The sequence below is a fragment of the Peribacillus sp. N1 genome (assembly GCF_054600815.1).
On sequence record NZ_BAAHZO010000004.1, the window covers coordinates 418416 to 436161 of the forward strand.

The window sequence follows — 17746 nt, forward strand, 5'->3', positions numbered from 1 at the left end:
TTTTCAATAGAACTGTTTTTATTTTCTTTAAAACAATTAGGGGGTTGCTGAGGCAGCCTTTTTCATATGCATTTAAAAGAAATTCGTTTGAAATATAGGTAAATTATGGTAATCTAAAATTAGAGGTGATTACTTGAGGAAATGCTTTGTTTTTATAAGCCTATTTTTTGTTTTATTCTTTTTATCAGCTTGTTCATCAAATCCTTCTCTGGAACTAGTGGATGCGAAAGTTGATATTGTTAAAGATAAGGATTTGCTCGGTGCAATTGTGATAACTGAAGGGGAAAGAAAGGGAGTTGAGCTGATCCCGACAGCTTTATTTTACGAATTCACCATTAAAAATACAGGTAATAAAACAGCAGATATTGAAGAAGTTGATAAAGGAATTGAACTTAAGATTGAGCCCAAAGACAAATTAAAAGCCGTGTCGGAAGACGTAATAGGCTTCAATATTTATGATCCTGAAGATTATAACGGGAGTGGTGTAGGGTTCGGTCATTCATTTTTACCGGTTCTTAATCCTGATCAAAAGGGTGAGTATACTCTTAACTACGATTTAGGTGTAAGCGAAGAAAATTCCCAAGTTCCACTGCTTGTACCTTCAAAAGAAAAATTAGCTAAACTTAAAGAGTATGCATTTGATGCTTTTTTAGTTGTGACAATTGATAATCAAGAAATAGCAAGATTTGACCTGAGTAAACTTAAAAACTAACGGGTGCTTTTTGAAGGTGGATTTAAAAGGTAAATTAAACTTGGTTCTGATATAAATTTGTTTTGAAGGAAGGTTGCTGAGGCAGCCTTTTTCTTATGGCACTAAAGGAGCGGGATAGCGGAAGTAAGCAATGGAATGATATGGTATATAGATAAGCAAACTGCTGAATAAGGAGGTTATTATATGAGTTATAAGAACACACTTATTACCATTTCAGAGGATTCAAAAGTTACTTCAGCAAAGGTACCTGTCATAAAAAACGAAAAACCCACAATTGCTTATATTGAACATGATTTAATTAACAATAACCCATATAAATTTACACAAGAAGACGTCCAATTTAAAACTTTTTTAATCAAGAGTCAAATAGAAGAGGAAAATACAGCTGAACTTCGAGAACAGTTCTTTTCAAAACCCAAGGCATGCTTCAGAGCTTCTACTTTGGTGAAAAATTATGGTTGGGGAATTCATTATGATAATCAAGGGAAAATTGCCATATATGATGTTAACAGTAAAATGTATAACCAATTGCTTAAGCAAGCTGACATTACAAAACTTAAAGGTATGCGTTCTAAAAGAAAATAAATACAAAATTACTTTTATATACGGGGCAGGTTAGAATACGTAAGATTGTATTATAAATACAAGGGGGGATATATAGAAATGATGAAAAAAAGTAAACAAAATGCTGAACATTACATATGGGGAGATAATTGTGATGGGAGTTTAGCGTAAGAAGGTATAGAATAACAGAATATTTCCAACAGAACCTATTCATAGGGGGTGCTTAGTTTGAATAATCACAATGAAACGCCTGAAGAGAAAAGAGAGAGATTAAGACAAGAAGAACTTAAAAAAAATCCAATAGGTACATTAAAAGATGGATTTAATGGAAATGGCAATTTAGCAGACTTAGTTGGTGGTTTAGGTTGGAAAGGAATGGGGATATTAATTGTTGTTTTAATAGTTGGATATGTTTTATATAAACTGTTTTTTTAAAGATGTTACTTAACCTTCTTCAACTAAAGGGTACTTACTTCATATCACGAGCTGATCAGCATCTCCTTTTCTTATTATTAACATAAGTACCTTTCAGAAATAATGAAAATATAAAAAAACTTGGCGTGATCAACAATATTTAAATGATTAAGGGAGGAAGAATTATGTCAATTAACGTAAGACCAAGAAGAATGATTTTAGATTTAGCAGTTACTTTAGATGGTTTTATAGAAGGAAAAAATGGGGAAGTTGATTGGTGCATCATGGACCCTGAGATGGGGTTTATTAATTTCTTAAATCAAATTGATACTATTTTATATGGAAGAAAAAGCTACGATTTATGGGGACAATTCACTCCAGGAATTGAAGATGCGGATACTGAAAAAGAACTTTGGGAAATGGTTCATAGTAAAGAAAAATACGTGTTTTCCAGAACGCAAAAAGGGACTGAAAATAAAGCGATCTATATAAATGATAATATTGTTGAAGAAGTAAATAAATTAAAGAATAAACCTGGTAAAGACATCTGGCTATATGGCGGAGCAAGTCTTATTACAACATTTATCAATTTAGGGCTTGTTGATGAATTTAGATTATCTGTTCATCCTGTTATTTTGGGAGAAGGAAAACCTTTGTTTATTGATATAAAGCAGAGGTTAAATCTAAAATTGGTTAATACAAGAACGTTCTCCTCTGGCGTTGTGCAACTAATATATCATTTGAATGAAAATTAATTATAGTGTTCATTCGTAAATATGCGATAGTTATTGTTGTCATTTCCCTTCAACAATCGGGCGCTTTAATGGTGCAATGAAAAAGCTTAATTTCTTAATGCTCAGAAATTAGGCTTTTTAATATTGTGAGCATGATTTAATTAAATAACCTATATAAATAAGAAGAAACCGGAATTATAGATAGTTCATGAACTTTAATTAAGCAAGGTTGATGAAGATGACGCAACAAAAGATGATTGAATTTAAGAAACTATAGTCATTTTTAATCATTTTAATAGTCAGTTTATTCTGATATTATGAAAGGGATAAAGATTGGAGGAGGAAATAACATAAAAAGCTTATTTTTAATCTTAAGTACCTTTGTGTTAGTTCTGGTAAGTGGAATCGTATTTGGTACTTCTTCTGCTCAAGCAAGTGTTCCTCAGTATTCTTTTCAAACAGAAGATGGAAAATGGGATGGTGAAATTGGAAATCCTAACAAAGGTAGTGACTTAGAGGTAGAACTGGTTTCCCCAATCTATTTAAAGACCTCTTCTGGAAGTAAGTTATTGACTAATTATAGTAACATATGGTCTCGTCTCTGCAATGCTAGTACTGGAAAGTGCACAGGCTATCATAGCTTAGCAGGTGGAAAGACATTATTCACAGATATGAAAATAGGTAAATTTTATGTTGATGTGAAAGATGGATACTCTTCTGGTAAAGTATCTGGAAAACTACAGATTGTTTTCAAATAACTTGTATTACTTGCTACCCACACTTGATGGGTAGCTTTTTTTATATGAAAAGTTTCTGAAATAAATTAAATCTAAGTATTTTTGTATAATTTTTTACGAAGATTGAGCTTTACCACTGCCTTTTACGGAAAAGAAGTGAAGTTTACTGACATGACTAGTACGTTACAAACGCTACAAAGGGTGTCGAGCTAAATGGTGTTTGTGTAGACATGAAATAAAGTTTGATATTTTGTTAATGAACTTATGGGGCAGGTTAGTTGAACAAGGATTGAAGCTTTATTAATTTAGGAATCGTTTAAAAGAGAGTGGCGGGTAGGAAACGATTACGATTATGGGTGGTGGTGTATAATTGAAACTTTTAGTAAATGCGGCAACGAACTTACGAGAGCCTATATTTCCGGATTTCAAGGAGAATTTCTGATAAACAAAAAACCAAGAGGTCTTTTCACCGATAGTCCGATTTACAGCAAGTATCTTCTTATGTTTGCTCTAAATGTGGGTATTTAGAGTTCTATGTAGAACAACCTGTGAAAAGGATTTCTACATCTTGAAAAGACTCAAGGTTGCTGAGGTAACCTTTTTCATATGTTATTAACGGGTGCGTTAGCTGAAAATCGGAGCGTCTTTAAGGCAGCTCTTTTCTTATGGAACTAAAGGAACAGGTTAGTTGAATAACAATTGTTGAATTTTATTAAGAAAAATAAATAAAAATTGACTAGAGAAAAAGTTAATGCTAAATTTAACTAACGAACGGTCGGAAGGTTGGGAAATTGACTGCAGAGCGAATTAAAGAAGTTGCCTTAAAGTATTTCGCACAAAATGGATATTGGCGTGGACTTTCTAATGATTAATGGTCTTGGAGGGGATTTTATGAAACGAAATTGGGCATATGTTATCATTGCCGGTATTATTGCTTGGTATTTGCATTGGCGTGGACTTTCTAATGATTAATGATCTTGGAGGGAATTTTATGAAACGAAATTGGGCATATGTTATTATTGCCGGTATTATTGAGGTAATGTGGGCAATGGGGTTGAAGTATTCAAATAATTTGATTACTTGGGCCGGTACATTTTTTCTTATATATGTATCCTTTGTTGTATTGATGAAAGCTACAAAAAAACTACCCGTTGCTACTGTCTATGCTGTCTTTACAGGAATAGGAACAGCGGGAACAGTCTTGGTGGAAATGGTGGTTTTTGGAGAACCTTTCAGTTGGACAAAAATATTGTTTATTCTCCTGCTTCTGTCTGGTGTAGTAGGATTAAAACTTGTCACAACTGAACCAAGCAAGAAAGAAGGTGCAGTATAAATGGCTTGGTTATATCTTATCTTGGCTGGAACTTTTGAAGTAGTTGGGGTTACGGGTATGAATAAAGTTGTTAAAGATAAAAACTTACAGTCGTATATAGTATTGTTTATGGGATTTATAATTAGTTTTGGTTTTCTAAGTCTAGCTATGAAAACTCTCCCTATGGGAATCTCCTATGCGGTATGGACAGGGATTGGAACTGTGGGAGGAGTAATTATTGGAATGTTGTTTTATGGAGAATCAAAAGATTGGAAACGAATTTTATTTATAGGGGCAATTTTAGTAGCGGTAGTGGGGTTGAAATTGACATCATAAATAATATACGTTGTTGAACTAACGGGTGCTTTAGCTTATGATCGGAGCTGTCTTTAAGACAGCTTTTTCCTTATGCAATTAACGGGGCAGGATAGTTGTAGAAGAACTGATAAATAAAAACAGCCAGGTTCTGGCTGTTTTTATATAAAAAATCCAAATGCTTGAAATAAAAACTAAAATTCAATCAGACTTATGGGATCATTTTATTAATTCCAGTTTTTCTCTATAAATTGAACTGCGGGTTGTAAATTTGTTTTGTTAGCAATTGAAATGACAGCTGGAACCACAGAAGGGTCCGTTTTGGAGAAATTGGGGATCCGTGGATTTAACCGAAAAAAACGATTTCCTAGAAGCTGAGAACTGACCATGGATTCATAGTAACCGGATCCACTAGCGACAATCTGTAGAAATGGCAGTAAGGGTTCATTGGGCGATCGGTCCAAAAGAACTCCCCAATTTTGGGGGAGGTTCTTCATATTTTCGGGACGTATGTTATCTGCACTTACCATCCCCCACCCCTTCGTATCTCTTCTTAATCGAGTCGGCTCTTCACCTGTTCCAATGGATAATACCGCAATTTGATCCAACGGCTGTTTGGCTTTCCCCACTGCAAACGCGATACTGGCTGTACTGGGGTTAGTTGCTACAGTATACCCATCCACATAGTTTTGATAGGCTCGTTGCGTCGCGGGAGCACCACTGCTCCGTAGTATTACATCACTCGCTTTCTCATTTAAATAGGGAGAGCCAGGAAAGTTGTGGAATAACACAGGAGTCCAACGATTCAGCTCCGGTGAGAATAAATGAAATGCAGGGACAACAATTCGTCTTTTTAAGTTTTTGAGGAGAAGATCTGATGGAAAAAATGTTTGTACCGCTTTAATGAAACCAGAATATGGCAATTGTTGATTGAAAACAGGTCCACCTGGTCGGGAAACGCTGAAAGCCGGCAGGATTTTATCCTTAAAAAACTGGAGTGTCTCCTTCGGCGATCTTCCACTTGCTAACGCAAGGGCAGTGAATGAACCGATTGAATTTCCCGAAAAAACATTGGTTCGACTAATTAATTTTGGGTTTTGCTGAGCCAGTCTGTTCAAAAGTTGTAAACTTAAAGCACCTAAGGTGCCGCCTCCATCAAAGGACATGATCCGGTATTTTGTCAAAGCTGATTTCTCCCTTCTAATCAGGTCACAAGTATCATTCAGTATATGTTTATTTTTCAGGGGCAGGATTATGTAGCTAAACATCCAAGAAAAGACTTCATCGAGTATAAAAAAAACTACGACGAGGATAGAGGAGACTACGTTTGAGTGGCAGTACGGGCAAGCCGAACAGGAATTATTATGCACGTACTTTGTTTGTAATGGGTGAAGAGAAAGTCAGAAAGTACAACCAAAAAAACTTGAAAGAAAATAAAAAAGCCATAGCGGTAGGCTACGGCTGCCTGTTCCGTCCTCAAACAGGCTATTTTGCAACCTTATGCACAAAAGGTTATTGATGATTATTATTATTAAATATCTTGCGATCCTTTAAGATGGAGATCGCTTTTTCCAACAACAGGATTGTGAACAATTAAATTAATTAATTGTCTTTTTGCTCTGTTTTTACTGTCATAAATGCACACGGTGCTGCGGCATCTCTTTTTCTTATTCAACAAACGAAGCAGTAGAGTTGAATAAGAAATAACTTTACAAGGCTCTGTTAAATAACTATGTTGATTTGCAGCTAAAATAATAGCTTGGCAAAAACGCCAAGCTATTATTATTTGTTTGGTTAGAACGTTGGTTTGACTATATTTCATATCTTCCATAGTCATTACCCAATATTAATATCCCCTATTAAGTAGAGTGATGCTTTTCCAGCCATCTTTACCCGTGTGTCCTCGTGCTTACAAAAAAGTGTACCGCCTCTATTGGATAACTGTCTTGCTACCATTTCACGTTTCTTTAGTTTCTCTCCCCAAAAGGGCACTAAACCGCAGTGGGCAGAACCGCATACTGGGTCCTCATTTACCTTTAACTTTGGGAAAAATGCTCTTGAAACAAAATCATAATCATTTCCTTTGGCGGTAACAATAACTCCAAGACCCTCTGGCAACTGTTCTAGTTTTGAAAAGTCAGGACTTAGATTTTTCACTGCTTCTTCTGACTCTAATACAAATAACAAATCTCTATTTAGATATGCTTCTATCGGTGTGGTTCCCAAAGCATCAATCATTTGTTCAGTAAGAGGTATCTCCTTTGAAGGGACAGTTGGGAAATCAAGTTCATACAAATCATCTTTTCTATTTACTGTAAGTACCCCACTCATCGTGTCGAATTGAATGGTTTTCAATTGCTTTTCAACATAGTTCATAATGACAAAAGCAGTTGCTAAAGTTGCGTGACCACAAAGGTTGATCTCTCCTCCAGGCGTAAACCATCTAAGTTTATAGTTTTCCGCACCTTTTACTGCAAATGCCGTTTCAGAAAGATTATTTTCAATAGCAACCTTTTGCATAATGTCATCAGAAATCCATTCATTCATAACACAAACCCCAGCAGGATTTCCTTCAAAGACCTTTTCTGCAAATGCATCAACCACATAATACTTCATAATTTTTTCCTCCTAGATTAATCAAATTGAACGTAAAATGTTCAGGTGTTATACTTGAATATCCTTATATTAATGGGTATATATGTATAACAGTCAACTTGATCATATAACACTTAATTTTCAACACAGTGCTGATGGAGGCTTTATTATGAAGATTGAAATAAACAGGAACTCCAATATCCCGATTAATCAACAAATTTATGAGAATATAGCAGATAGAATAAGGTCAGGGGGGTTATCGGAAGATGAACGTTTGCCTTCCGTTAGAGCGTTAGCAAAACAATTAGGGGTAAGTGTACTTACAGTTGTAAGAGTGTATGCATTGTTAGAAAAAAATGAGTTAATTGAACGGATACAAGGGAAGGGGACATTTGTTAAAGCTAATATTACATCAGAAGATAAAGAGAATAATAAAAAGAACAATTTCGAGTGGCAATTATCCGTTTTAGATTATCTTCCCCGGACTCAATTTGGTACACATTATGGATCATTTGAAAACTGTTTTCAGTTTTCTGTTGCAGCGATTTGTCCATCTTTACTTCCGAATCGTTATCTGGAGAAAGAAATCCATTCAAATTTAGAAAAGAATCCCAGTATTTTATCAAGGTATGGACCTGCACAAGGGGATGAGGAACTTAGAAAAGCTATGAGCGAGTATCTTCGCAAACAAGATTTAAGTATTGACCATAAAGATATATTGGTAACTAATGGAACTCAACAAGGAATAGATTTGGTGGCGAAAACTTTTATAGGACCAGGTGATGTTGTGGTTACAGAAGCACCCACTTATCCTAATGCAATTGATACATTTCGTGCTCGTGGGGCTACTATTATTCCTGTTCCATTAGATAAAGAAGGAATGAGAATGGACCTGTTACAAAGAGTTTGCGAAATATATAAACCCAAAATGATATATACCATCCCTAACTTTCAGAATCCATCTGGAAGGGTTTTAAGTCGAAAAAGAAGGGAGCAATTATTAATATTTGCCCAAGAACATCAAATAATCATTGTAGAAGACGAACCCTGGAGTGAGATATTTTTTGACAAGAAACCTCCATCACCTATAAAAAGTCTTGATACAAATGGTTTCGTCATTTATTTAAAGGGGCTAAGCAAGACATTGGTTCCTGGTTGCCGGATAGGACTGCTGGCCGCAAATGGCACTCTGTTTAATCGTTTAGTGGCATCTAAAGTGAATACGGACCTTGGTAGTCCATTATTAACACAAAAGGCAATTCTCCCATTTTTTCATTCGAAAAGGATGGAGGACCATATGGAAAAGCTGAGATTTGCTTTGAAATTAAGAAGGGATAAAGTTATAGAACTCTTCAATTCCCATATGCCGAATGAAGTTCAATGGATTGAACCAACAGGTGGATTAAATATATGGGTATCCATTCCATCAGAGTGGAACACGAACCATTTATTAATCGAATGTCAAAAAGAGAATATTTACTTTCTTCCTGGTTCAGCTTGTTTCGCAGGAGAACCGGAAAACCATCATTTAAGGTTAAACTTTTCCTATTTATCGGATAGTGAATTAGAAAATGGAATTTTAAAATTTTGCAATATCACAAGAAAATTTTTATCTTCAAATCAACTATTTAGACAATCCCCCATTATGTAAAGAAAGGCTGCAACAAAAATCCTTTCAGATTAAAGTTTGATGGTTGTAAATTTTCAGTTCATCTCATAGAAATTGTATAAAGACCCTGGTTTCCTGCTTACGTAAGGAAGTCAGGGTTTTGACGTATCCGCAACCTGAATTTGTAGGTTTATCTATACAGAAGCAATATATAACCCTGCAATAACATACTATAAGCTTTTAAAGTTAGGATGTACAATTACATGAGGATATCTTGAAAGGAGTTTACCTCATGAATATTACATCTTTTGTATTTTACTGTTTTATTGTTACATTTACACCAGGACCCACTAATATCGTCATATTATCCACCGTGCATAACTCTGGTACAAAAAAGGCATTGGAATATACGTATGGAGCAACGATTGCTTTTGGTTTCTTACTTGCTATTTCTGCTATGTTAAATACGATACTTGCAACGATCATACCAAAAATTTTAATTGTTATGCAGATAATCGGAAGCTTTTATATGTTGTATCTTGCTTATCAAGTTTACAAAATGGATTCATCAAAACCAACTGTAAACCAAACGGGTACCTTTATGTCTGGATTTCTTACGCAGTTTTTAAATCCAAAGGTAGTACTATTTACAATGACTGTCATTCCTACGTATATTATGCCCTATTATGTCTCAATGCCTGCGGTTACAATAAGCGTTATCGCTATAACTGTTATAGGATTCTTAGCATTTATTACATGGGTACTTTTTGGTGCAATCTTCAAGGAGTTTTTACAGAAGCATAAAAAGATTGTTAATATATTGATGGCAGTGTTTTTAGTTTATGCTGCAATCATGATCTGGATGTAGGTAGCTACTTAAGAGGTGAATGAAATGGATAAATTTATCTATAAAAAATCGGCGGGTATTACGGCTTTGTCAGCAAGTATTTCTGATTTCACATATAAGAAACACTCTCATAAAGAGTATGCAATAGGAGTCACATTGCGTGGCATTCAACACTATAACTTGGATGGCAGTTTACACTTGTCTTATCAAAATGGCGTTATGCTTTTTAATCCGGAACAGGCACATGACGGAATGGCACATGATGAGACAGGACTAGATTATGTGATGCTATATATTGAGCCACAATTGCTTCTGGAGGTTATTGAGAAGAAGGATATCATACGCTTTTCAAACCCCATTGTGTATGATTATAGGCTTAAACAAGGAATACTAAGTCTTTCTAATGCAATATTAAGCGAAAAAGACGAGGCATTGTGCAGTGAATTACTGTTATCCCTCACAGATAACCTTATTCAAACTGATCTTTCTACAGACTATAAGAAAGATAACACTCTAATTAGAAAAGCGAAGGATATGCTTCACACCAACTTAGAAACTATACCTAAACTTGACGAGCTATGTAAAGAGCTTGATTTATCGAAATTTAAGTTTATCCGGTTATTCAAGACTCATACTGGCATTTCACCATATCAATACTTTCTTAACTGCAAGATAGAATATGCAAAGCAGTTAATAGAAAAAAATAGAGATATTCATTCAGCTGTAGCTGAATGTGGTTTTGTTGATTTAACCCATTTAAATAAACACTTTAAAAGCGTATACGGAACAACAGCCTTTGAATATATTTCACATTTAAATTGATTAGTAGTTTGTTCGATTATTATTGGTGACTTTAAGGAGGAATGGCTTATTAAAAAATCCAGTATTATTTTCTTTGAAAGAAAATTCCCAAGTGCAAACATGTTCCTTATTAAGGATCAGCTCCCGGTCCTTATTGATACTGGTTTTGGAAGTGATGTGAAAGATACAGAGCAATTAATTAAAGAAGTAGGCATTTCACCAGAAGAATTACACCTTATTGTGAACACGCACTATCATAGTGACCATGTAGGAGGCAATTTTCATTTTCAAAAAAATTATGGAGTAAGGATTGGTGCTTATAAATGGGAAGCAGAATTAATTAATTCTTGCGACTCGGAAGCCTGTAGTTCAGAATGGTTAGATCAGCCTGTAGAACCTTATCGAGTCGATCTAAAGTTCTCTGATAACGATGATATTAATACAGGAAGCAGAACGTTAAAAATCTTGCACACACCAGGACATACGTTAGGACATATTTCTTTATATGAACCGGAAGAAGAAGTATTAATTTGCGGGGATCTCTTCCACAAAGGTGATATCGGATGGTTAAATATCTTTCGAGAGGGTGTTTCATCTATCCAACGATCGATAGAAAGTTTGGATCGGTTGGCCATGCTTCGAATTCAACATGCATATTCAGGACATGGACCACAAATAGAGAATCCTCTGGCTGCCATTGATACAGCAAGGGAACGGTTTGAAAAGTGGCTCAGAATGCCAGAAAAAGTTGCATGGCATGCCTGCAAAAGGATTTTTTCATTCACATTAATCATTAAAAACGGATTGACAAAAGAAGAACTCGATAACTACCTACTAAAGTGTGGTTGGTTCCAAGATTTTGCACGCTACTCTTTCCAACTTCAGCCAGAAGAATTTATCCCAATCCTGCTCGATGAAATGATTCGTTCTGGAGCAGCAAGCTGGCACAATAATCATTTAATTGCTTCCACCCCATACCAAGCACCACAAAAGAAATGGATGAATAAGAACATAAAGCCGAAAGATTGGAAACCTCAAGATTTTCTCACATAAGGATATCTGAAAAACGTTTCTGGTTTCTATGCAGCGTAATTATCTTCCTTGCCTCAGATAAAAATCTTATATCCAAAAGCTTAATCGAAAACAAATTACCAAAAAAATTCTTCAATGACGCTGTTAGTTATTAAGATATAAAATTCGCGTTTTTTCCGCGGGCATTAATCAACTTCATAAAACTTTCAGGAGGGATTTAAATGTCATTAAAAGTAGGAGATATCATTACGTTTGAACGGACTTTTACAGTAAGGGATGTTGAATTATTTACAGAGATTTCAGGTGATGAAGGGAATCATCATATAACCCCAGATGAACAGGGAAGACTTGTAATTCAAGGGTTATTAACGGCAACTCTACCAACAAAAATAGGTGGAGATCATCACGTAATGGCTCGTACTATGAATTTTGAGTTTTTAAGACCTGTGTTTACCGGGGATACAATAATTTGTGAAGTTAAAATTGAAAAATATGAAAGGCAAGAAAATAATAGAACAGCTATTATTGCATTCTTTTTATGTAAAAATCAGTATGAAAAAGAAGTATTAAAAGGGGATTTTTCAGGTGTAATACTTTAAATTTTGGGGGGAATATGTGTCTTAATGAACTAACGGGTGCGTTAGCTGAAGAGTGAAGATGTCTTAAGGCAGCTTTTTAATGGTTCAGATTAGCTTAACCTGGACCATATAAACATTATTGTGGCGTATTTAGATTTTGTGCCCTTAATAAGCTTACAACTAACTCGAGGTTGAGTGAATAATTTCTTGTTACAAATACTATTAGTTTTCTTCTTTCAATAAGGAAGGTTGTTGAAGCAGCCTTTCTCTATAGCACTATCGGGGCAGCTTAGTTGAAGAAGGTAATTGTCTTTTTCGTCTAGAATATGTCTATTGAGAACTGTGGAGTAAAAAAACCTGTTTTGCCAAAAGGCTAATTTATCAATGCAATTGCAGTATCAATCAATATTTTAGGAGGGGTTCAAATGGATAAAAGAGTTCAATTTGACTTTGAAATAGAGTTTACTAATGGCGGTGGGCTTCAAGGGCAGGAATTCCGCCTTGATATTGATGGAGATGACATTACTGACCAAGAGTTAGCCAAGTATATTGTAGAGGATATGAGGTTACTAATGGTTGGGGAAGTTAAGATATTTAATAAAAAAATAATTAATGAAATACATAAACGAAAACCTGTTGATGAGAACTCTGAAAAGTAATCGACTTCTTCAGCTAACAAGTGCGTTAGCTAAGATTGGAGCTGCCTTTAAGGCAGCTTTTTCTTATGCAATAAACGAGGTTGTTGAACAAACCTACATATATATTGTTGCAGTGTTTATTGAAAACGAAGAATTAAATTTAAAACCATAGAATAAGTATTAGATGGTAAAAGGGATTTCCTTAGTTATTTTTTCTTCTTTTGAATTTCTTTCCTGCTTATAAAACTACCCTAAGGTGAGTGAACATGAAAAATAGAATAAAAATAAAAATGATAAAAATACTCAGCGGAAACAGGGAAACTAGATTAACCGTTCAAGTTGCAGATACTCAAAGAAAAAGAGATAAGGGCTTAATGTTTGTTGGGAAATTACCCGAAAACGAGGGGATGTTATTTGTGTTTCCAGTAAAAATATATGGTGGCTTTTGGATGAAAAACACATTAATTCCTTTATCTATTGCTTTTCTTGATTCAGATGGGGAAATTCTAAAAATACTACATATGGAGCCTTGTAAAGAAGATATATGTCCTACCTATGATCCAGGAATTTCTTATCACTATGCAATTGAAGTGAATCTTGGCTGGTTTGAAAAGAATCAAATTAAAGAAGGGGATTATGTAAGATTTTATTGAAATTCATCTCACCTTACCTCTAGTTTTAGTGGTGAGGTGATTTTTTAGGTAAAATTACTGAAAAAAGGGTGCATTGGCTGAAGGTAGGAGCTGTCTTTAAGGTAGCTCTTTCTGATGCAGCTATTGGTCAGTTTATAGGAGTGCCATTTGATCTTTGTTCAAAGCTCTTTTCATAATGCTTATTGATTTTAAGTAACATGAGGGGTAATTTACTTTTTATGGTATTGTAAATACAGGGACTTATTCAGCTAAAGAGCAGTTATTACAAACGTTTATCTGAAACGATTGAATTGTGCTTTCTTAAGGGGGGATTAGCATAAATCGCTCACGGACCAATATGTTTCTCTTATTTTTGGCAATCCTATTTTTCGCAGGTATTATTCTTTTTTCATATAGGTTGTTTGTTTGGGGATTATTGCCACTCATATTCTTGCTTATTCTCTACATCTCACCTAATAAATACCGTTCATCAGTTTCTCTGTTCATTTTCTTCTTATTAGGTACATTGGTGTATCAACTCGGAAGCAGCTATATCAATGAATGGAACATATCAAAAGAAATGAAAATCATAATAAACAGATGTTTACTTATGTTCATTATGATTGGAACAATGATTTCACTATTGTTGTCTAAGCAGAAGATATTTTTCTACACACTATTACCAGATTGGCACAGGCGTATCACAATGCCGTTTCATACAATTAAATTACCGTATTTTTTACTTATTGGGCTAATGGTATCGAGCACATTACTTATACCATTATTTAGTCAAGAAATGAGCGATTTAAAAACAGTATTACTTTTCGGTATATTGTTTGCCATCATAAACGCTACACTTGAAGAAGTAATTTGGAGAGGTATTATGTTATCTAGTTTAAAAAGAAATGTTTCCACCTTTTATGCTGTCGTAATAACCAGTATCGGGTTCGGGCTACTACATATATCAATTGGAATTCCTGTAATCATAAGCTTACTTTTTTCTTTTGGGGGGCTTTTTTATGCAATCGTAGTTTTAAAGAGCGATAGTATATATCCATCCATAGTTTTTCACATTGTTATCAACTTGGGTATGGTTTTCAATGGCTGGATAATTTGAACTTATTCCAAACCGGGTTCTTAATGTACTACCGGGTGCTTTAGCTGAAAAATCGGAGCTGTCTTTAAGGCAGCTTTTCCTTTTTGCAACTTCGGGGCAGATTAAGATATATCCATCTGTTTAATTGAGTGCCAGCTCATGTTATAATGAATAGCTTACGATAATTACTGTTTCTGAACGGATGCCAGAAAAGCCTCCGCATAGCGATAAAATATGGAGGTGTAAGAGAATGAATAAACAATGGACGATTGGTAAAATTAAAGAATTTGTTGAGAACAATTCGGAAAGTAAGTTGCTGACGACGGAATATCACGGTTTTTCTCAAAAGTTACTATTTAAATGTACATGTGGCAGCAACTTTGAAAAAACATTCAAGAAATTCAAAAATAATAACCAACGTAAATGTGATGTGTGCCAACCGCCTAAAGCGGCACGATAACATATAGTGAATAAACCGAAGTGCTAATTTCTATTAAAGAGAAGTTGGCACTATTTTTATTTTGAGAAATAAAAGTGGATTTCACTAAAGGGGAGTTTAGACGAATAATCCTTCTGGAACTACCGGGTGCTTTAACGGAAGATCGGAGCTGAAGCTTTTTCTTTGTGCAACTAAATACCCAGGAAAGTTGAGTAGCATGTTACAATAAAAGGCGGTTTGCGTAAATTTTTTCTAATAATAATTTTAAAGAAGCGGGATCAGCTAATAGTGAGGTGCGGAATGAAAAGTTCGAAAAAGAGAAAAAAACAATCCGAAAAAATATTAAAGACCCTAAAGGTACCAATAAATAAACATTTACCCTTAACGGAAAATGAAGAAGAAGTTTCCCTTAGAACAAAGGAAGAAATTATAAACAGAATTATTTCATTAGCAATAGTCTCAGCAAAAGCCATGGAGGCTCCGCCAGAAAAAATTGAGGAATTTATTGAAAGGTATAATGCTAATGAATTATTCACAGAAGAGGAACAAAATTTTTTAAAGAAAAAACAACCTAATCAGAACGAGCTGATCCAATACTCTTGGAAGTTAGAATGTATTTGGCTTCTGCTTTGGTCTGTAAATCTAATATCCGATATAGATGTCCCAGCCGATACGTGCAATGCTGAATATGTTTTTGAGAAGGTTTTTTCTCTTCATTCTAAACAAGAGCTGCTTGGTGAATCCACTTTAAAACCAACCAGTGATATATTAGATAGTCTTGATTTTATATATAGGGCACATTGGGCGGTACGAGAAGCCCAAATAAATCATTTGGAAGTTGCATCATCTCTAGATGAAGGCGTTGTATATGAAAGGCACTACACTCTTAATTGGCTAGTGAATTATATGGATCAAGAATGGGAGGAAATAAGTACAGATACATAAAAGCTGCAATACATACTTTTTTGCTCCTATATCAGGGTTAAATGTGAAGTTATCCACTTAATTTAACAGGTAGGAAGGTTGCTCAGGCAGCCTTTTTCTTATGGCACTACGGAGGCAGGCTAGCTGAATAAGGGACGAATTACCAGTACAAAAGTTTTGATATTTTGAGATAATCAATAAGCACCAAGACTTTGATTTGTGCTTGGTTTTAGGTATGTATAAAATTAAGTAAACATTTCATGGGGAATGTATACTAGGTCTATCAATCGGAATATTTATTGCGGCCTAAGGCAATACACAGATAAAATTACATATAAATTGTAGGTTCCATAAAATAAATAGTTAAATAACTTAAGCTTAATTAACTAAAGGTCGGTTTAGTTGAAGAGTGAGTCGCGACGAGAGCTCTTTTTTCACGTAAAAGAACAGGCATGTTATAGTATAGGAGAACCGGATTTTATATGATCTGTGGTAATCTTAATCATCAAAGGAGTTTATTCATAATGCATGTGCTACAAAAAACACAAAAAATAGTTCGCTATCAGAATCAACAGGGCAAAATACATTACGGTATTGTTGAGGATGACATGATATTACAACTGTCTAGCAGTTTTGCTGAACTTGTCAACAAGGAAATAAAGTATGACGGGGTCGAGCTGAAATATAGTGACGTAAAAATCTTGGAACCTGTAAAACCATCGAAAGTGGTTAATTTCGGCTGGACATATGCTGGTCATGCGAAGGAAACGGGTGGAGAGGCAAACCTTGTTGAACCATTTTTATTTTTAAAGCCATTATCTTCGCTTATTGCAGACAAGGAGAATATTATCCTTCCTCCAAACGAGCTATCCAACCAAGTGGAACTTGAAGGGGAAGTGGCCCTTGTCATTGGAAAGCGCGGAAAAAACATCAAAGAAGAAGATGCGCTTGATTATGTATTTGGTTGCACGATATTTAATGATGTCACAGCAAGAGATCTAACAAAAAAAGATCCGCAGTTTACGCGGGGCAAAGGATTTGATACATTCGGACCTTTGGGACCGTGCATCGTTACCGGGGTGGATCCTACAAATTTAAGGATTGTGACCACTTTAAACGGCCGTGTTGTCCAAGACGGAAATACCAATGAAATGTCACTAAGCATTCCTTTTCTAATCAGCTGGCTTTCACAGGTAATGACACTGGAGCCCGGTGACATTTTGGCTACGGGTTCACCATCTGGCAGCTGCACGATCAAGTCGGGGGATGAAGTCGTTGTTGAAGTCGAGAATATCGGTCGGTTATGTAATGGTGTTCAGTAAGATTTGCTTGAATTTCTAATAAGTTAACAAAGATCAGAGCTGCCTTTAAGGCAGCTTTTTTTCTTTAATTAAGGATATAATGGATGATAATTTTTTGAGTAATAGATGCATAAGTACGGAGTCCCAGCCAATGGCTGTCTTGTCAATGTAGTAATTATACGTAAGAGTGCATGGCATCTATGAAAATATTTTTTAGCTAACATGGCTTGATATATGACTATAAAATTTAATAATGATTGGAATTCGATGATGTTTAGTAAAATAAAGTACACAGCATCAGAGGCGGTGTTAACAGTCGGGAAAAGTAAACTTCTTATGGAACTAAATGAATTTTTCTTGAAGTATAGATAAGTGGAATGTAGTGCTAGAGGATGTTTTACATAATAAAAAATAGAAGCAGACGATACAGTGAGGATCTATAGAGATTCTCTCTGTACCTCTGCTT

The 17746-nt window shown here is 35.1% G+C and carries 22 protein-coding genes; 19 read left to right on the top strand and 3 right to left on the bottom strand.

Annotated elements, in window-relative coordinates:
* The first annotated feature begins 133 nt into the window (after positions 1 to 133).
* The 7 genes from ACYP5M_RS17890 (at position 134) to ACYP5M_RS17920 (ending at position 4809) form a co-directional block, all read left to right on the top strand.
* Positions 134 to 712 (top strand): putative periplasmic lipoprotein, encoded by a 579-nt coding sequence (locus tag ACYP5M_RS17890; protein WP_452445050.1) that lies wholly within the window; start codon positions 134 to 136, stop codon positions 710 to 712.
* A 183-nt stretch (positions 713 to 895) separates the two neighbouring features.
* Positions 896 to 1297, top strand: a complete 402-nt coding sequence (locus ACYP5M_RS17895; protein WP_452445051.1) for a DUF6157 family protein — start codon at positions 896 to 898, stop codon at positions 1295 to 1297.
* Between the two features lie 207 nt (positions 1298 to 1504).
* Positions 1505 to 1711, top strand: a complete 207-nt coding sequence (locus ACYP5M_RS17900) for a DUF6366 family protein (RefSeq protein ID WP_101225813.1) — start codon at positions 1505 to 1507, stop codon at positions 1709 to 1711.
* Between the two features lie 164 nt (positions 1712 to 1875).
* On the top strand, positions 1876 to 2445 hold the full coding sequence (locus ACYP5M_RS17905) for a dihydrofolate reductase family protein (protein ID WP_452445052.1): 570 nt from the start codon (positions 1876 to 1878) through the stop codon (positions 2443 to 2445).
* Positions 2446 to 2741: 296 nt separating this feature from the next.
* On the top strand, positions 2742 to 3182 hold the full coding sequence (locus tag ACYP5M_RS17910; protein WP_230178850.1) for a hypothetical protein: 441 nt from the start codon (positions 2742 to 2744) through the stop codon (positions 3180 to 3182).
* Positions 3183 to 4152: 970 nt separating this feature from the next.
* Positions 4153 to 4494 (top strand): DMT family transporter, encoded by a 342-nt coding sequence (locus tag ACYP5M_RS17915; protein WP_452445053.1) that lies wholly within the window; start codon positions 4153 to 4155, stop codon positions 4492 to 4494.
* On the top strand, positions 4495 to 4809 hold the full coding sequence (locus ACYP5M_RS17920; protein ID WP_101225815.1) for a DMT family transporter: 315 nt from the start codon (positions 4495 to 4497) through the stop codon (positions 4807 to 4809).
* A 206-nt stretch (positions 4810 to 5015) separates the two neighbouring features.
* On the opposite strand, the gene ACYP5M_RS17925 is transcribed toward ACYP5M_RS17920, so the two are convergent.
* Positions 5016 to 5972 carry a patatin-like phospholipase family protein gene (locus ACYP5M_RS17925; RefSeq protein ID WP_459735355.1) on the bottom strand — a complete coding sequence of 319 codons (957 nt, stop codon included), beginning with the start codon at positions 5970 to 5972 and terminating at the stop codon, positions 5016 to 5018.
* A 143-nt stretch (positions 5973 to 6115) separates the two neighbouring features.
* Here ACYP5M_RS17925 and ACYP5M_RS17930 point away from each other — a divergent pair, with 143 nt between their 5' ends.
* The gene (locus ACYP5M_RS17930; protein WP_452445054.1) at positions 6116 to 6307 is read left to right on the top strand and encodes a hypothetical protein; all 192 of its coding nucleotides are present in this window, start codon (positions 6116 to 6118) and stop codon (positions 6305 to 6307) included.
* Between the two features lie 12 nt (positions 6308 to 6319).
* Here the strand turns inward: ACYP5M_RS17930 and ACYP5M_RS17935 are convergent, their stop codons facing one another.
* Both ACYP5M_RS17935 and ACYP5M_RS17940 read right to left on the bottom strand, forming a co-directional pair.
* Complete coding sequence (locus ACYP5M_RS17935; protein ID WP_452445055.1) at positions 6320 to 6619, bottom strand: hypothetical protein; 300 nt, start codon at positions 6617 to 6619, stop codon at positions 6320 to 6322.
* A gap of 5 nt (positions 6620 to 6624) precedes the next feature.
* On the bottom strand, positions 6625 to 7404 hold the full coding sequence (locus ACYP5M_RS17940; protein WP_452445056.1) for a PhzF family phenazine biosynthesis protein: 780 nt from the start codon (positions 7402 to 7404) through the stop codon (positions 6625 to 6627).
* Positions 7405 to 7552: 148 nt separating this feature from the next.
* Between ACYP5M_RS17940 and pdxR the strand changes: the two genes are divergently transcribed.
* The 11 genes from pdxR to ACYP5M_RS17995 all read left to right on the top strand — a co-directional run bounded on the left by pdxR (position 7553) and on the right by ACYP5M_RS17995 (position 17301).
* Entirely contained in the window at positions 7553 to 9034 is a 1482-nt protein-coding gene (gene pdxR, locus ACYP5M_RS17945) for a MocR-like pyridoxine biosynthesis transcription factor PdxR (protein WP_452445057.1), read from the top strand.
* Between the two features lie 250 nt (positions 9035 to 9284).
* Positions 9285 to 9860, top strand: coding sequence for a LysE family translocator (locus ACYP5M_RS17950; RefSeq protein ID WP_459735356.1), 576 nt, complete (start codon positions 9285 to 9287; stop codon positions 9858 to 9860).
* 24 nt (positions 9861 to 9884) lie between these two features.
* Positions 9885 to 10661: a helix-turn-helix domain-containing protein gene (locus ACYP5M_RS17955; protein WP_452445059.1), complete on the top strand. Its 777-nt coding sequence runs from the start codon at positions 9885 to 9887 to the stop codon at positions 10659 to 10661.
* Positions 10662 to 10760: 99 nt separating this feature from the next.
* Positions 10761 to 11693 (top strand): MBL fold metallo-hydrolase, encoded by a 933-nt coding sequence (locus ACYP5M_RS17960; protein WP_452445060.1) that lies wholly within the window; start codon positions 10761 to 10763, stop codon positions 11691 to 11693.
* Positions 11694 to 11893: 200 nt separating this feature from the next.
* Complete coding sequence (locus tag ACYP5M_RS17965) at positions 11894 to 12271, top strand: hotdog domain-containing protein (protein ID WP_101225823.1); 378 nt, start codon at positions 11894 to 11896, stop codon at positions 12269 to 12271.
* Between the two features lie 404 nt (positions 12272 to 12675).
* On the top strand, positions 12676 to 12909 hold the full coding sequence (locus tag ACYP5M_RS17970; RefSeq protein WP_434168578.1) for a cyclase: 234 nt from the start codon (positions 12676 to 12678) through the stop codon (positions 12907 to 12909).
* Between the two features lie 245 nt (positions 12910 to 13154).
* Entirely contained in the window at positions 13155 to 13541 is a 387-nt protein-coding gene (locus tag ACYP5M_RS17975; RefSeq protein ID WP_434168579.1) for a DUF192 domain-containing protein, read from the top strand.
* Between the two features lie 775 nt (positions 13542 to 14316).
* A complete protein-coding gene (locus ACYP5M_RS17980; RefSeq protein ID WP_260356673.1) occupies positions 14317 to 14637 on the top strand; it encodes a CPBP family intramembrane glutamic endopeptidase in 321 nt (106 codons plus the stop codon).
* A 229-nt stretch (positions 14638 to 14866) separates the two neighbouring features.
* On the top strand, positions 14867 to 15076 hold the full coding sequence (locus ACYP5M_RS17985; protein WP_063235826.1) for a hypothetical protein: 210 nt from the start codon (positions 14867 to 14869) through the stop codon (positions 15074 to 15076).
* Between the two features lie 279 nt (positions 15077 to 15355).
* Entirely contained in the window at positions 15356 to 16000 is a 645-nt protein-coding gene (locus ACYP5M_RS17990) for a DUF4272 domain-containing protein (protein ID WP_434168580.1), read from the top strand.
* A 503-nt stretch (positions 16001 to 16503) separates the two neighbouring features.
* Complete coding sequence (locus ACYP5M_RS17995) at positions 16504 to 17301, top strand: fumarylacetoacetate hydrolase family protein (protein ID WP_101226022.1); 798 nt, start codon at positions 16504 to 16506, stop codon at positions 17299 to 17301.
* Positions 17302 to 17746: the final 445 nt, after the last annotated feature.

What these genes read in the sequence shown, in the direction of transcription:
- ACYP5M_RS17920 (WP_101225815.1), top strand. Translation starts at nt 4,495, where the DNA reads ATGGCTTGGTTATATCTTATCTTGGCTGGAACTTTTGAAGTAGTTGGG.
- ACYP5M_RS17985 (WP_063235826.1), top strand. Translation starts at nt 14,867, where the DNA reads ATGAATAAACAATGGACGATTGGTAAAATTAAAGAATTTGTTGAGAAC.
- ACYP5M_RS17910 (WP_230178850.1), top strand. Translation starts at nt 2,742, where the DNA reads ATGAAAGGGATAAAGATTGGAGGAGGAAATAACATAAAAAGCTTATTT.
- ACYP5M_RS17940 (WP_452445056.1), bottom strand. Translation starts at nt 7,404, where the DNA reads ATGAAGTATTATGTGGTTGATGCATTTGCAGAAAAGGTCTTTGAAGGA.
- ACYP5M_RS17965 (WP_101225823.1), top strand. Translation starts at nt 11,894, where the DNA reads ATGTCATTAAAAGTAGGAGATATCATTACGTTTGAACGGACTTTTACA.
- ACYP5M_RS17960 (WP_452445060.1), top strand. Translation starts at nt 10,761, where the DNA reads ATGTTCCTTATTAAGGATCAGCTCCCGGTCCTTATTGATACTGGTTTT.
- ACYP5M_RS17950 (WP_459735356.1), top strand. Translation starts at nt 9,285, where the DNA reads ATGAATATTACATCTTTTGTATTTTACTGTTTTATTGTTACATTTACA.
- ACYP5M_RS17980 (WP_260356673.1), top strand. Translation starts at nt 14,317, where the DNA reads ATGAGCGATTTAAAAACAGTATTACTTTTCGGTATATTGTTTGCCATC.
- ACYP5M_RS17955 (WP_452445059.1), top strand. Translation starts at nt 9,885, where the DNA reads ATGGATAAATTTATCTATAAAAAATCGGCGGGTATTACGGCTTTGTCA.
- ACYP5M_RS17995 (WP_101226022.1), top strand. Translation starts at nt 16,504, where the DNA reads ATGCATGTGCTACAAAAAACACAAAAAATAGTTCGCTATCAGAATCAA.
- ACYP5M_RS17990 (WP_434168580.1), top strand. Translation starts at nt 15,356, where the DNA reads ATGAAAAGTTCGAAAAAGAGAAAAAAACAATCCGAAAAAATATTAAAG.
- ACYP5M_RS17970 (WP_434168578.1), top strand. Translation starts at nt 12,676, where the DNA reads ATGGATAAAAGAGTTCAATTTGACTTTGAAATAGAGTTTACTAATGGC.
- pdxR (WP_452445057.1), top strand. Translation starts at nt 7,553, where the DNA reads ATGAAGATTGAAATAAACAGGAACTCCAATATCCCGATTAATCAACAA.
- ACYP5M_RS17905 (WP_452445052.1), top strand. Translation starts at nt 1,876, where the DNA reads ATGTCAATTAACGTAAGACCAAGAAGAATGATTTTAGATTTAGCAGTT.
- ACYP5M_RS17935 (WP_452445055.1), bottom strand. Translation starts at nt 6,619, where the DNA reads ATGGAAGATATGAAATATAGTCAAACCAACGTTCTAACCAAACAAATA.
- ACYP5M_RS17895 (WP_452445051.1), top strand. Translation starts at nt 896, where the DNA reads ATGAGTTATAAGAACACACTTATTACCATTTCAGAGGATTCAAAAGTT.
- ACYP5M_RS17975 (WP_434168579.1), top strand. Translation starts at nt 13,155, where the DNA reads ATGAAAAATAGAATAAAAATAAAAATGATAAAAATACTCAGCGGAAAC.
- ACYP5M_RS17915 (WP_452445053.1), top strand. Translation starts at nt 4,153, where the DNA reads ATGAAACGAAATTGGGCATATGTTATTATTGCCGGTATTATTGAGGTA.